The organism is Pseudomonas marginalis, from assembly GCF_001645105.1.
GTDB lineage: Bacteria > Pseudomonadota > Gammaproteobacteria > Pseudomonadales > Pseudomonadaceae > Aquipseudomonas > Aquipseudomonas petroselini.
This window is the reverse complement of the sequence record NZ_LKEG01000026.1, coordinates 461,858-475,218: the sequence shown is the minus strand read 5'-3', so window position 1 is coordinate 475,218 and position 13,361 is coordinate 461,858. Positions and strand designations below refer to the sequence as shown.

At 50.2% G+C, this 13,361-nt stretch carries 11 protein-coding genes; 7 read left to right on the top strand and 4 right to left on the bottom strand.

Annotation, left to right across the window (positions count from 1 at the left end; genetic code table 11):
* Nucleotides 1-217: 217 nt before the first annotated feature.
* From AO064_RS07145 to AO064_RS07135, 3 genes are all read left to right on the top strand, one after another.
* A complete protein-coding gene (locus AO064_RS07145) occupies nt 218-1,405 on the top strand; it encodes a hypothetical protein (RefSeq protein ID WP_064052837.1) in 1,188 nt (395 codons plus the stop codon).
* Between the two features lie 596 nt (nt 1,406-2,001).
* Nucleotides 2,002-2,508: a hypothetical protein gene (locus AO064_RS07140; protein ID WP_064052836.1), complete on the top strand. Its 507-nt coding sequence runs from the start codon at nt 2,002-2,004 to the stop codon at nt 2,506-2,508.
* Between the two features lie 97 nt (nt 2,509-2,605).
* Nucleotides 2,606-4,096: a P-loop ATPase, Sll1717 family gene (locus AO064_RS07135; protein WP_064052867.1), complete on the top strand. Its 1,491-nt coding sequence runs from the start codon at nt 2,606-2,608 to the stop codon at nt 4,094-4,096.
* 362 nt (nt 4,097-4,458) lie between these two features.
* Here the strand turns inward: AO064_RS07135 and AO064_RS07130 are convergent, their stop codons facing one another.
* The 3 genes from AO064_RS07130 to AO064_RS07120 all read right to left on the bottom strand — a co-directional run bounded on the left by AO064_RS07130 (nt 4,459) and on the right by AO064_RS07120 (nt 7,028).
* The gene (locus AO064_RS07130; protein WP_082893890.1) at nt 4,459-5,373 is read right to left on the bottom strand and encodes an FRG domain-containing protein; all 915 of its coding nucleotides are present in this window, start codon (nt 5,371-5,373) and stop codon (nt 4,459-4,461) included.
* 199 nt (nt 5,374-5,572) lie between these two features.
* Nucleotides 5,573-5,818: a hypothetical protein gene (locus AO064_RS07125; protein ID WP_064052835.1), complete on the bottom strand. Its 246-nt coding sequence runs from the start codon at nt 5,816-5,818 to the stop codon at nt 5,573-5,575.
* A 217-nt stretch (nt 5,819-6,035) separates the two neighbouring features.
* Entirely contained in the window at nt 6,036-7,028 is a 993-nt protein-coding gene (locus AO064_RS07120) for a hypothetical protein (protein WP_064052834.1), read from the bottom strand.
* Nucleotides 7,029-8,456: 1,428 nt separating this feature from the next.
* Between AO064_RS07120 and AO064_RS07115 the strand changes: the two genes are divergently transcribed.
* The 4 genes from AO064_RS07115 to AO064_RS07095 all read left to right on the top strand — a co-directional run bounded on the left by AO064_RS07115 (nt 8,457) and on the right by AO064_RS07095 (nt 12,347).
* A complete protein-coding gene (locus AO064_RS07115) occupies nt 8,457-9,050 on the top strand; it encodes a hypothetical protein (RefSeq protein ID WP_064052833.1) in 594 nt (197 codons plus the stop codon).
* Between the two features lie 429 nt (nt 9,051-9,479).
* Nucleotides 9,480-10,379, top strand: a complete 900-nt coding sequence (locus AO064_RS07110; protein WP_064052832.1) for an alpha/beta fold hydrolase — start codon at nt 9,480-9,482, stop codon at nt 10,377-10,379.
* A 291-nt stretch (nt 10,380-10,670) separates the two neighbouring features.
* On the top strand, nt 10,671-11,060 hold the full coding sequence (locus AO064_RS07105; protein WP_064052831.1) for a hypothetical protein: 390 nt from the start codon (nt 10,671-10,673) through the stop codon (nt 11,058-11,060).
* Between the two features lie 927 nt (nt 11,061-11,987).
* Entirely contained in the window at nt 11,988-12,347 is a 360-nt protein-coding gene (locus AO064_RS07095; RefSeq protein WP_244159497.1) for a hypothetical protein, read from the top strand.
* Nucleotides 12,348-12,845: 498 nt separating this feature from the next.
* On the opposite strand, the gene AO064_RS07090 is transcribed toward AO064_RS07095, so the two are convergent.
* Nucleotides 12,846-13,361: GNAT family N-acetyltransferase (locus AO064_RS07090; RefSeq protein WP_244159496.1), on the bottom strand; the 516-nt coding region annotated here is incomplete at its 5' end.

Here is a 13,361-nt window from a genome sequence, read left to right as displayed (position 1 = left end):
CGCAGTTGTTTATGGTCAGAATTGGAGCCACAGTGAAAAATTCGTTACCGCTTACATTTCTGTCAAATGTCCGCTTTGGGTCGATCGCAGCTCTGTCTGCCAGGTTGCTATCGGCCAATAGGGGTATCTCGCGATGCTCAGAAAATGAGGGAAGTTTTACGTATTACATGTATTGGTTGATATGATTGCCAATTAATACCATAAGGGATAATGGACTATGAGCGGCGACAACACGTTACTACAGGGACTCTATTATCCTTTTTCACGCTGCATGGACAGCTGTGCGCTGAAACAATTGATGCTGGTATTCGACAGTGTGACTTTTCTGGAACCCGTCAAAGACGCGAAGTGGCGCGCCGGATTGTTTCGGAACCTTGAAACTAATGAGGATCCACGGTTTTCTAAATATCGGATTTTGGAGCATGACCTCAAAACTCTAGAGCAGGAAGGGGCGCTATCCTTCGTCGATCCGCAAAGCCTTGCTGCTTTTAAGAGACCAGAGACGTCGCTTGCGGCCATCAGTGATCTTGAGGATCCGCTGTGGTGCAAAATGGCAAGTAATCCATCTGTGTTCGGCCTGCCACACCAGAGACAAGCCGATACACAACAGCCGACTTGGCAGATGTTTGCACAGAAAATCCCGATGGAATTTCGCCATTTCTTGGGTACCGACACAGCAAGAAAACATCTTATTAACGAGGCCGACGACCATTACGCGTGGACCTTGTCATACGCGGCGGGCTCCGCAGCAACCTTGAATTTTCATTTGGCGGCCGCGGCGGATCTCGGGCTGTCTCCCATTACTGACAGCGAGTTGCATCACAGACTATTGTTGCGCAAGGCAACCCGTGCTTTAACGCCCGATAGCGAGTGGACGGATCCAGTTTCCACCCAATTGTCCCAATCAGCAACCAGTACCGCGGTAAAACTTCTTGAATCACTCATGCCGCATCAGGCACTTGAATCCGCGAGTTTTGATAAAATTCTTCGCTTCCGCGAGAACACGCGTGGTGATCGTGCCGCACTCGTCAATGAATTGACCGCCCGCCTTACACAGATATCCAATACGACTTCCTATGCTGAATTATCCCGTAGCCAAATAGCGTTGAGTATAGAAATTTCAAAAGAAGTCAGAGAGTACCAAGCAGCTATCGGCGCTGCTCGCGACAAACTTTGGCCGAACTTGGTTAAAGGGCTTGGCCTCACATTTGCAACCGGTACTTCGGCAGCACTTCTTTATGAGTACCTCCTCGGGGGGCCAATGGGCGTGCTTACGGGAGCATTAAGTGGAGTTGCTTACTCAAGCCTGGCGCACATGCTGGACTCACGTGCTGAAAAACGGCAGGCCGTACGGGCCACCAGCCCTTCTATCGCTTATCTTTCAAGGGTTTCGCAACTAAAATAAGCTTGCGCTCGTAGTTGGCGGATTCCGCGCCAAGCGGAAAGCGGCCGGTATCTTGAGTAAAAAAGGGGATCGATCTATTTGATTAAATCGGTCTCCTTCTACTGTTGTTCGATTGCTGCCTGTCGCAAAGGGGCAGCAACCCGCCAGCAGCGGACATTAGCCGCTCGATGGATAAGCTGAATGCGTCGAGTGTCGACCAAGCCTCCTCAATGCCATTTCAGGATCGCGTCCGGCAATCCTGATGATGGGCAATATAAGTTTATTGAAACTTCGCTTTCCGATGATGAGCTGGACGTAGCCGCCTATTTCTACACTCCAGCCTGCCTCATCCGTGTGCCTTGCGTTTTTTCTTAGCAGCAATTTTTCCTAGCCTTGATGACCTGCCTGCCACGGGCATCTGGACACCCTTCGCTATCCATCGCGTCACAATTTTCCCAAGGAGTTTGCCTCGACAGTCAGTAGTCCAACACGTGGAACAGTCACATGCCACCCTTAGCATTTGATTTTCTCGTTACGTACCCTGTTGACACCTACGCTGGTGTTAGTAGTGAATAACCACTTCGGATGAGCTACCACCACCGAGAAGGACCTTCGATATGCAGATGGCAGACCCTCACGAGGGGATGGTTTCATTTCAAAAAGCGTTGCAAGCTGGGATCTTGGACACAGGTCCAGTCCGAAATTTTGACAATTTGTTCAGTCATATCGACGAACCATCACTTGGAACGATCCGTTTAACGTACGTACGCCTCACTCAAGACTATCAATCAGTCATAGCATTTGTATCTTGTGTGATAAACGGCCAAGTAGACGGGATTCCCTGTGTTTCCGTGAGATACGCAGTGCCTAAGCACTTGCGAAATCAAGGACCTGCGAAGCAGCTTCTAAGAGATGTCATTAAAGAAAAAGTTTACCAAGCAGGGCAAATGGGCAATAGCAATTTGTTCATTAAGCACGCTGTAGATGTAGCAAATATCGAATCTCAAAGATTCGCAGAGGCTATCCTAAATATTCCTCGGGAGAGCATTACCAACGCGGCATCAGGTAGCTCAGCATTCCGATATACCGCGAAATTCGATACTTCAACCGGGCTAAAACTCTAATAACACTTGAGAAATTAAAACCCTTTGGAACCTACAGCTTACGATCTCCATGACTTTAACGCTGAGGGGAACCTATATACTCATGAGGAATGGCACATTGAGCAAAAAATCTTTACTTAGTTCCATACGAGTCGGCCATCGTGTTGCCGAGGATGAAAAAAATGAACTAGCCAACTACTTTGTAAAGACAGCGCAATGGAACGCACTAGCCAAGGGAGAAATTGATATTATTTACGGCGCAAAGGGAACAGGAAAAAGCGCCTTATACTCACTACTAACAAATAATGCCAACGACTTTCTAGTTAAAAACATTTTTTTGGTCGCCGCAGAGAACCCCTTAGGAGCATCCGCGTACCAAGGTTTAATTGACGACGACACCGACAACGAGACAGACCTTACGTACATATGGAAACTTTATATCCTTCAGTTGATTTCTGCTGAGCTTCGGGAAAACAACATTGCAACCGACGTTGCAACCACACTAATCGTTGCTCTGGAGACCGCAGGGCTTCTACCGAAGACATTCACACTGGCATCTCTCTTCGCGAGAGCAAAGAATTACATTAACAGCTTTGCTGATACCGACCCGACGGAGGTCGAATACAATATAGCGCTTGATGCTTCATCCGGCATGCCCACGGCAACAAGAAAAGCCAGCTATGCCCCTGCTGATAAAAAGGCTAAGCTTTCCAGTGTGCCTGTTAATGATCTTCTGAACTTTGCCAATCAAGGTCTCGTCGCTTCAAACAAAAAAATATGGCTTCTTTTCGACCGGCTAGACGTTTCTTTTTCGTCCTCCCCCGAATTGGAAAGGGCTGCACTACGCGCTTTATTTCGTGTATACGCCGACCTAAAGCCACTAGAAAATATTAAAGCAAAAATCTTTGTCCGAAAGGATATTTGGGAACGTATTACGGACGGAGGGTTTCGTGAGGCTAGCCATATAATAAAAACGGACACAATTGAATGGGATCGTGATGGGCTATTAAACCTAGTTGTAAACCGCCTTCTTAACAACCAATCTCTTGTCGACTATTTAAAAATAAACAAGCAAGCTATAATCAGTGATTTAAGCGAACAAGAGAAATTAATAAAAAGAATACTTCCTGACAAAGTAGATACGGGCAAAAACCCTGATTCCTTTGATTGGATAATTTCGCGAGTACAAGATGGTACCAGATATGCTGCGCCGCGAGAAATCATCCACATGCTTGAATGCCTAATCTCCAATCAAATAAAAAAACTTGAACAAGGTAAGTCGGAACCGGAGAATGAAATACTTTTTGATCGTGCTGTTTTCAAAGACTCATTAACAACCGTATCAAAAGTCAGATACGAACAGACACTGTGCGCCGAATACCCTGATCTAAAAAAATACACCGAACTTCTAAAGAACGAAAAATCCGAACAAAAAATTGAAACCTTGTCACGCATCTGGAAAGAGTCTTTAGAAAACTCTCAGATACTTGCCGATAAGCTGGTGGTAGCCGGTTTTTTTGAAGCACGCAATGAAAAAAATCTCCCCACCTACTGGGTACCATTTCTATACAGAGATGCACTAGACCTAGTACAGGGCAAAGCAGTGTAACTTTTTATATTGTGGGGCGAATTGCAGCCCCACTTTCAACCATCCTTTATGAGTCAGCCCTAGATGGCTTCATGGCAAGTCTGCAGTTCGGTGTACTGGAGTACTTGGAACAGGCTAGAAACTGGATAAGCCAAATCCGGGGTGATGCCACCTCAAGCGCACCGACCGATCCTAGTGGCGATGGCACCTTAGCCGCTAGCTGACGAGGCTATGCCATGAGAACGCTCCTATGACAGGCAGCTATGGGTCGGAAGTCGCCTGACCCGACCGGCGGCTTTTGGCCGTTAGCTACACCTCGCGAAAGGCAGCTTTGGGTTGAGCGGGGCCTGCATGCCAATCACTAGAAAATTCGTCCCCTCACCTCAGTCGTCGTAGGCATCCTGCTGGTAGTCATCTATCAGCGCCTGAGAAGCTCTCACCCCAACGCCAACGTTAACCCAGTCTCTTACGTTCTTCGCTGCACCATGGTATCCGGGGAACAGTGTTGTAGCATCGACGCCAAGTTGTGAGCAGAACTTCAACAGGTCAGGCGCTTGCTCAACTGGTAATGTCATCTTGATAAGTGGCCTTGCACTTCTAGCAATGCTACATATCTCTTCCACGTCTTCTAATGCTTCTGTCTGGAATGGGCTAAAGTCATCATTCTGTAAAGTGTGAGCAGTGAACAGTCCAGATTGAGCGGCTTGGTTTCTGCTGGTTCCACCCGGTGTTCTAATTATCTTAATTGTCTTCCAGCTGTCAGCAAACTTTGTGCTAAGTGCCCAAATAGCGATCCTAGGCATTTTTCTATCGTTTATCTCAAGGCTTACAGACGAGGCCGCGAAGTAGCAAGCTACAAAGCTTCTGTCAGTCCAGTCTAGGAGGCGAGTTGGCACATCGTAATGTTGTGCTGCTGCCATAATTTCATAGAGTTCCTTTGGGGGCCAAGGAAGGTAAGATCGAGGAATGAAATATTTGTTAGCAAACAATGTGCTCTTAACTTGTTCTGAATATCCCGGCACTGACAGCCCCGACCTTTCACAACCTTCTAGAAATTTCTTGATGACATCAAGCTCAAAATGTATCTGAGCAGCCGTTGAGTTATCGAACATTCTACCCGGTAACCCATAGCCGAAACTTCCCTCACCTTGCCGACATATTGAAGGTGTGAGCTTGTATTCGTCACTCGGCTGGCCTCTGAATATGTATGGCTCTTCATCCCACTGAGAGTTGAGAGGCGATATGTAATCAATCAGGTCACGCGCCAATTCGAAGTGTACTTCCGTCACGCTTCCCATTCTTCCCTAGCTCCACAGCCATTCGACGTTCCCAAGTGTACTGGCCTTTTGCTTGTCTGTTCAATTGAAGGAACGTCGCTACAGCTCCGACACCCTCGCACCAGTTGCCGTTGAGGCGCCACCCTGTCTGTTAAAGGTGGTTGCTCATGTCAACAACTCAACAATAATACAACGGTGTCTGACTGGATCGCTTCTCCATTCATGGCGCCAGCTCCCGCCGGCGGCGTGCGGCGGTATCTTCGACGGCGATAAACAAACCCTCAATCGTAGCGGGGGATAGCGCATGTGCGGCTTCCACCCCCTCCACGAAATCTTCTGCGCGCTCTTGGGCCAGTGCCAAGGCATGCACATCTGCTGCGCGGCCGAGGCGTGCCAGGTGGTTGGCGAGTTTGGTTCGGACCAGATCGGGCATGCTGACACCATTGCGCGAGAATACGACGCTCATTCTTTCACCCATTATTGTTGAGGTGAGGGATAACGCCAGGAAGGCGCTTCCTGATCGAATTAGCGGTCACTGCGTAAAACCACCGCTGTGGGGGTTGGTCTACCAGCGCAGGGGGGACTGGTTTTCACCGGCAAAAAAAAGCCCCCACACTGGCTTCAAGTGTAGGGGCTTTTTGAACATAAGCGGCGTTATTCGCATTCAGCGCTCTATATTCATCTTACAAAACTTCTATTTTTGTAACATTCAACTGATTGCGAAAAAAACGATCTCGCTCAGCAAACCATTCCTTTGCTTTTTCTTTTCCGGAATCTTGATTGGCTTGCTCTAAAGCGTATTTTGCTGACTTGTATCGCTCTACTTTATCCGAAGTAATGTAGCACAAGTGGCTTAAATCGCTGGCCGCAAACTTTTGCTCTTGCTCGATCAGTTGAAGGGCGCTTTTTCTGGCTAACTCAATGACATCCATTTTTTTTGTGAGAGCATTGAGTTTTAGCGTGGTGACGTTCTTCTCTATTTTCTCTGCTTCATCGTAGGCTTTTTTTACATCCGAGAGGTTCTGCAAAACGTCTCGGTATCTCTCAACCAGAAGGAAAGAAGTGTTAGCTATCGTACCTAGCGTCATACGCTGGGTACGACGATCAGTTTTTATCTTCCCTTTCTTATCTGTGTATTCCTTTATCGTCACGCCCGTTACTGACAGTGCGTACGCGCCGGTGCGGGCGATGGACTCAAGATGCCTCATGGTCTGAGGCCCGAGTTTTTCCCGCATAGCATGAACACGAGCTTGGACTGTAGCCAAGTCCGACTTTACTTGAACAACTTCCTTGAGTGCGGAGTCTTTTTGCTCCACTAGTGTTCGAAGGCGCTTAAGCCCTTCTTCATATTTCTTCTGATTCAGGTACTTAGTTCTGTCAGCGTTAAGCTTTGACGTACCGTCAAATTTGGTCTGGGCGCAATCGTTGCCAACAAGAGTAATGCTGTTATCTGTAAGCACAGCAACAAAGCCCCACTTGTGGCCCTCATTGCATAGCTTGTCATTGCTTTTCAGAAGACAGCACTTCACCTCATCGCTAAAAAAATAATCTCCAAGAATATGCTTATAATTTTTAGGTGATACTGGGTTTTCTTTTTTGAAGCCCGGAAGCGCCTCAATCTCAGAAATTGTATTGAATGTGCGGATCTCAACGGTTCTATCGAGTTTCTCGTGCATACGGATATGTACTCAGATATCAAGATTCTATTGCTAGACATCACCAGGCTGCGGAGCGCGCAGATTGATCATGACTAGATTTTTCGTAGTGCCGTTAAGCCCTGGTTGGAGGCGGAGCATGCTCTAGAGCAATGCGCCCAGTGGAGCTTTGAGGGCGGGTACCCATGTGCAAAACCACTGTTAATTAATACAGTATAGCCTATTTTTTTGGTCCAATATCTACCGCCAGGTGAGTCGAATCGAACTGCGCGTCATCTGGAGCAAACAAACCGAAAGCCGGCGTTTGATGGTCGAAATTGGGCTCTACCATTGCGGAGTCTCAGAAATGGGCGGCCTGTAAAGAACCCACCCACCTGACGTGCGCAACCACTGCGTCGGCAATCTGACTGCCTAACTTCTGCTCTAGCCCGCTTCGCCACACGCATGCTAAGTCGTCTGCGGCCGGCTGAAATGGCCCAACCGCTCACGCGGTCACTGGTCCCGCTTTCCGCACCAGAATAGAGCGCCAGTCCCATGGTGGTCCCATGGGGCTATTTTTTGGGCGACAGAAACCACAAACCCCCGACTTTCTCTAGGAAAATCAGGGGTTTGCGTTTTCATAATGTGGCGGTGAAGGAGAGATTCGAACCCTCATCACTTCAGGCGTCTACAGCGTCCGATTCAGCGTCTGCAATGACTGCTGTTGGCCGATTTCTGCCCGTCACGAAGGGTCGTAATCGACCCAAATAGGTCGCTGGGAAACGGCTATTTTCGACCTAGAACTGCCTTTCAGAGAGCTAAAGCTGAGGTTGTCAGTCGTCAAACAGAGTCCAGCCATGGCAAATGCAGTCAAAGTCTTTTGCCGTAAAAAATAACACAAGTTCTTCTGGGTCAAATTTTGTGTACAGCCAGTGCCCAGGAAAAGGGCCTCTCGTTATCACGTATTCCAAGCGGTACTTTTGAACAGCTACAGAACTGAGAGAAGCTGAATTCAAATCAAATCTGTCACCTTGATTGAGCGCCCATAGCTTTAGAACGAGGCTATCATCAAGTACCACCTGTTCAGCTGTCTCCATCAGATGCCGTGTATGCAGTTTTTTTTGAAGCCTAACGCTTCTGGCCATAGATCAACCTATCTATAAACAGTCCGAAGATCGCCATAATAATACTGGAACGCGGAGATGACCGTTTTAGGGCGATTTCAGCCGATTCCGACAGGCAGCTATTGGCCGATTGCTGCCTTTTGTGAGGGGGGAATAGGGATCAGACCACGTTATCAATAATGGTGGCCTGATGCCTATTTACCCTGACGAACCCATTTGCTGTGGGAATTGTTGTTGCTGAAATTGAGATCGCAGGTGCAACCGCGATCTGACCCACTTTGCATCGGCTACGGAATGCACCTGTTTTCTTGCGGTCTGTAGCACAACGCTGCAAAGGACTCGCGCCATGTCGATTCGCCCCACGCTCTGCCTGTTGATCCTGCCGCTGTTTACCGGCTGCCAGTTTTTCCCACAGACCCATTACTTCACCGCCCCCGACAATGAGCCGAACCCCGCCTGGGTACGCATCGTCAATTTCACGCAGCACGCCGATATCTACCAATACGAAAACGGTGTGCGCTCGGGCGGTGTCATCCGCAGCGGGCCGCTGTCCTTCATCCATACGCAGGATCAGGGCATGCCCAAAGCCGGGCAGAACTTGACGTCCGACTACTATGAAACCCGCGTGCGGCCCGGCCTCGAAACCCATGTGGGGCTGTTCTGGGAGGGGCCGCGTACTCAATCCTGTTTTGTCACGGTGCAGTTCACGCCGCAGGCCGGGCGTTACTATCAGTTCAGCCTGACGTCGGGCTCCAGCGGCACCTGCACGGCCAGGCCTTCGTTGATCGAGCGCGACAAGGAGGGCGCGGGATGGCATCTCACGCCTAATCCGGAGGTGACTTACTCGCCTGTCGGCCCCACCGCCAAAACCCACTACAACAACAGTCGCTTCGAGGACCCGGATTACCAGCCGCCTCCCGGTCTCTATCCAGGGATGTAGGGATCAGCGACCAGAGCCAGCAACTCATTCACCAGTTCAAGGGCTTCCTGCTGATAGCCCTCGCGCCAGCTGGCTGAGAAGTCCTCCGGCCTGCCCTGCTCTTCCCACTAGGCCAACGCCAGGCCATTGATAATTTCCAGCTCGAACCATTGGCGCCAGGAGAATTGGGGTCAGACCACGCTTTCAATAATGGTGGTCTGACCCCTATTTCGGCTATCAATGACCTCGACAGGTCGAAAACAGTAGCTAGTGAGCAGCAGCCTTGCCCCAAAGCGGACGCCAAAAATTGCAGGCCGGGATAGTTTTCTGGTGCCGATGGGCTCCGTATAGTGGCAATACTTTTTCGGTCAAAGGAGTGGCTATGAACCCGTTAAGCGGCCTACCTGTCGATGTAAATGTCACTACGCATTGCGCGAAAAGGGGAGCTCAATGCGTACAGGAATGATCCTTGCTGGGATCGGCACCATGCTGGCGCTGTTGTCTGCATCGCCAGCCCAGCCTGCACCCCTGCCGTCAGGAACTGTGAACCAGGGTGGTATCTCCGTGCTGGTACAAGGCTCGGGTACAGATATCATCTTAATTCCAGGATTTGCGTCGTCCTACGAAGTATGGACAGATTTGGCCTCCAGATTACGCCTCAGCCACCGTCTCCATCTTATACAGGTAGCTGGGTTTGCTGGCTCGCCTGCTGTATCCGACCCGGACGGGAGAGTAGTCGCGTCCACGGTCGAGGCGATCGCTGAATACATCCGCAGCCAGCGCATCGAGTCGCCGGTCATCATCGGTCATTCGTTGGGTGGTGAGGTGGCACTGATGCTAGGTGCTCGTCATCCCGATCAAGTGGGACGCCTGATGATTGTCGATGCGATGCCCTTTTATACTTTGCTGTTTGATCCCTCCGCGACCAGTGAAACGGCGGCCCCGTATGCTGCTGCGATGCGTGATGCAATGCTGGCGGCAACGCCTGAGCAGGCGGAAGCCATGCAACATGCCTCCATCGCTCGTCTCGCTAAAACTGAAGCGGTCAGACCAGGCCTAATCGCGGCGGGGATAAACTCGGACCGAAAGACTATGGCCGATGCCATGTATGAATTGATGGTCTCAGACCTCCGGCCTGAGCTTGGACGCATCAAGGTGCCCGTTGAAGTCGTCTATGCCTACGATCTGCTTTTCGGCGTAGAAGCGGCCCACGTCGATGCAATGTTCCGTAACGCCTATGCCTCTACCCCAAACATCAGCTTCAGGCGCATTGACGGCAGTTTTCACTTCATCATGCTTGATCAGCCAGAACTGTTCGCTAGTGCTGTCATCAGGTTCTTGAACCAGTGAACGGCGACGGAGTTGCTCGAGTGATGAGTCGCCGTAAAAGAGGAGAATTGGGAGAATTGGGGTCAGACCACGTTTTCAATAATGGTGGTCTGACCCCTATTTCACAGCGGGAGCATGCTCCCTCGCCACAGGGGAACATTAAAGTCATAAGACTTGTATTGGCCGCTGGGTAATTGGCATAGTGCTACCACTCCCCAACTGACCCGGCGCCAAGGACTAAGTCAGCCAGAAGCTGACGGAAGTTCAGGGCTTTGCCAGGTTGCTTGTTCCAAGGATCTGGACATTTAACCCATGAAAACATACGCAGCGCTGGCCCTTGCGCTCACCACCCTGTGCAGCCCCGTCCACGCGGCGAGCTGGCAGATTTGCCGGCTGGACGTACAGATCGTCAGCGTCTTGAAACAACCGTATCCACAGCTGCAGGGGCGAATCCTCAAGGTCGCCCCGACCTCCCCCACCACGCAATGTCCCCAGCAAGGCTCGACGGTCACCTTCACCCCGGAAACCACCGATTACCAGAACACCCTCCCGCGTCGGCAATGGCCTCGAAAAGGCCAGTCGGTGCAGATTGACTACCGGTATCTGGATGGGATTTGCAAGGGCGACGGCCACCCGCATCCGTGTCGCATCGAGCACTACCCACTCATTGAGAGAATTGGGGTCAGACCACGTTTTCAATAATGGTGGTCTGACCCCTATTTCAATCCTTTAAGCGGGCCACTCGGCCGGTTGTAAAAAGAAATAGCGTTATTCAACTTCACCATTCGGCTCGTGATGTCCTGTCGCAGAGTCAGTCAACAGCTGGTTCTGGCCAACAGCCGCTGATCGCGATGGGCTGCAATTGGTCGAAAGCTGTCAGCCGTGGAGTCAGCGCTGCGACTCTTCGGCAAATGGTGGTACAAACTGAGCATATGACGACATGGATAGAGGCGAAATGAATCAGCTAAGTCCCGATCTGCGTGAAGACCTCCTCGAAGTGCTGGATGAGGTCTCTACACTGATGTCCGCTGAATATGCGCAGCTTGGCCCCTTGCCTGATGGTCATCCACTGGCACAGTCAGGTCTTGAGAATGGGGCAGAGATCGTTCTGGATCTACATAGCGCACGGCGAGGCAGGTGTCGCACTCGATCATCTGTTCTACATGATCAAAGAGCCTCCTCTCGCTATCTCTGCCAGATCTGCCGAGAAGCTGGCTCGGCTTGCCAAAGTGTTCGAAATGCACTTGAGCTAAAGGGCGTGAGGTTTGATCGGAAAGTAGAACAGGACGCGCCATTGCCGGAGTGGAAGACGGTTATCGGGCCAGAGTGTGTAAAAACGCTTAGCCAAAATTGAAGTGCGCGCATCTACGTTAAATCTGAAATTTATCAGCACATGCGAATTTCGCATAGAAGCATGATTTTCAGTCAAGTTTTGAGTGCCTATCGCGCAAAAAAACGTTTTTACACAGCCTCGGCCAGAAGCGGACGCTCGCCCGAGCCTTCTCTGCAAGGACCTGGTGGTCAGAATGAGTGGAAGCTATAACAAGTAGATATATGATCTTCCTACAAAATGAGAGTCGATTCAGACCTATGATTCTTCAATATCCACCGGCGTGACCAGAGTACGGAATGATGATAAGTGATTCAGATTTGGCCGAAATGGTTCCTTCAGCGCTAACGGGTGTAACTGTCGGGATCGGTTCGCAGATCCTGCTTTTTGGTGATATGGCTAGCGTGTTAATTCAGTGCCCATTCGTCAGTGATATCAATAAGGTGTGCAAGTGGGGGCATGGGGAAGACGCTACTACAAGCCCTTTGTTTTTTGAATTTTTAAACCTCGATGTGGAAGCTTTTTCAATTGATAGTTTTGGGGTATTAACCATCACCTTCAGTGCGAAAATGATCTTGAAAATCTGTCCTGAGAAAAATGGATTGGAGTCTTATGTCGTAAGTACGCGGCGCGATGTATTTCCCATCTTGGTGTGGTAACCGGCGAATCGCTCTCCCCAGTACCTTCAATGCAGGCTACCTAGCTTATGATTTGGAGTCACTTAATCACCGCTCATTTAATCGCTGAAACAAGAGAGCTTTCAGCGTCACCGCGTTGGCAATATCCAGACGCCCCTGGGTCCGCGCAAGTAGTAGAGTTGAGCACGCGCCTTAGTTCTCCAAAGGAGTACAGTGCCTTCCGAGATACCTCTGAAGGCGACTATTTGCTGTATGTAATCGAGGCATACGAGGATGCCATGAATGATGATTGGCTTCCTTATGAAATCATCGGCCTTCCACTTGAGCGGGCGCGGGAATTTATCACGCAAGTCGCAAGTGAGTTGGCGTCGGGCCCGACACCTCACTTCATTCCAAACCTTAGGGCAGTTTATTCAATACTCTCTGCTCTCTAAATCGACGCGACATGTCTGGTCTAGAGAGCTGCTTCTGGCCGATTTATGCCGTTCGTGACGGGCAGCAACCGGCCAAGAGCAGACTTCAGCTATCTACCAGGCGATATAGCGCTTGAGCGTGGGATGTCGCTAGCCCTGTACGCTGCAAATTTCGGCGACTTTGCGAGCTGGGAAGCGCGGTTGCGGCGATCACAAGACTGCCGTGTTTTTTTGCTTGCTCTATCCGATGAGATATCAGGGCACCATGGTAGCCTTGGCCTCGTGCATTTTTTCGGGTGGCAGCCGTCCCAAGGTAGGCAACTCCATTGCAGGCCAGGTACATCAACGCTCCTGCCACGACCTTTCCATCAGCTTTAAGGACGTAGATTTTCAGACGTTCATTTGACATCAGTCCTGCGAACGAAGCCTGGCTCAACTGAAGATGCTCTGGCTTGGTATGAAATCCACTCGCATGCACGGCTGCGAACTCAGGAAGCGTTTGTGAGGTGGCTTCTTCGATTTCGAATGAGTGGTGATTCAAGACCACATTTTCGATAGTGGACGCGAGTTGCAGATGCGTCCACCCCCTCAGACGCTCCAGCCGCTTCTCACCCACCAAAGC

Excerpts from the sequence above, each read along its gene's own strand:
- AO064_RS07145 (WP_064052837.1), top strand. The coding sequence starts at position 218 with ATGAGCGGCGACAACACGTTACTACAGGGACTCTATTATCCTTTTTCA.
- AO064_RS07140 (WP_064052836.1), top strand. The coding sequence starts at position 2,002 with ATGCAGATGGCAGACCCTCACGAGGGGATGGTTTCATTTCAAAAAGCG.
- AO064_RS07130 (WP_082893890.1), bottom strand. The coding sequence starts at position 5,373 with ATGGGAAGCGTGACGGAAGTACACTTCGAATTGGCGCGTGACCTGATT.
- AO064_RS07125 (WP_064052835.1), bottom strand. The coding sequence starts at position 5,818 with ATGAGCGTCGTATTCTCGCGCAATGGTGTCAGCATGCCCGATCTGGTC.
- AO064_RS07120 (WP_064052834.1), bottom strand. The coding sequence starts at position 7,028 with ATGCACGAGAAACTCGATAGAACCGTTGAGATCCGCACATTCAATACA.
- AO064_RS07115 (WP_064052833.1), top strand. The coding sequence starts at position 8,457 with ATGTCGATTCGCCCCACGCTCTGCCTGTTGATCCTGCCGCTGTTTACC.
- AO064_RS07110 (WP_064052832.1), top strand. The coding sequence starts at position 9,480 with ATGCGTACAGGAATGATCCTTGCTGGGATCGGCACCATGCTGGCGCTG.
- AO064_RS07105 (WP_064052831.1), top strand. The coding sequence starts at position 10,671 with ATGAAAACATACGCAGCGCTGGCCCTTGCGCTCACCACCCTGTGCAGC.
- AO064_RS07095 (WP_244159497.1), top strand. The coding sequence starts at position 11,988 with ATGATGATAAGTGATTCAGATTTGGCCGAAATGGTTCCTTCAGCGCTA.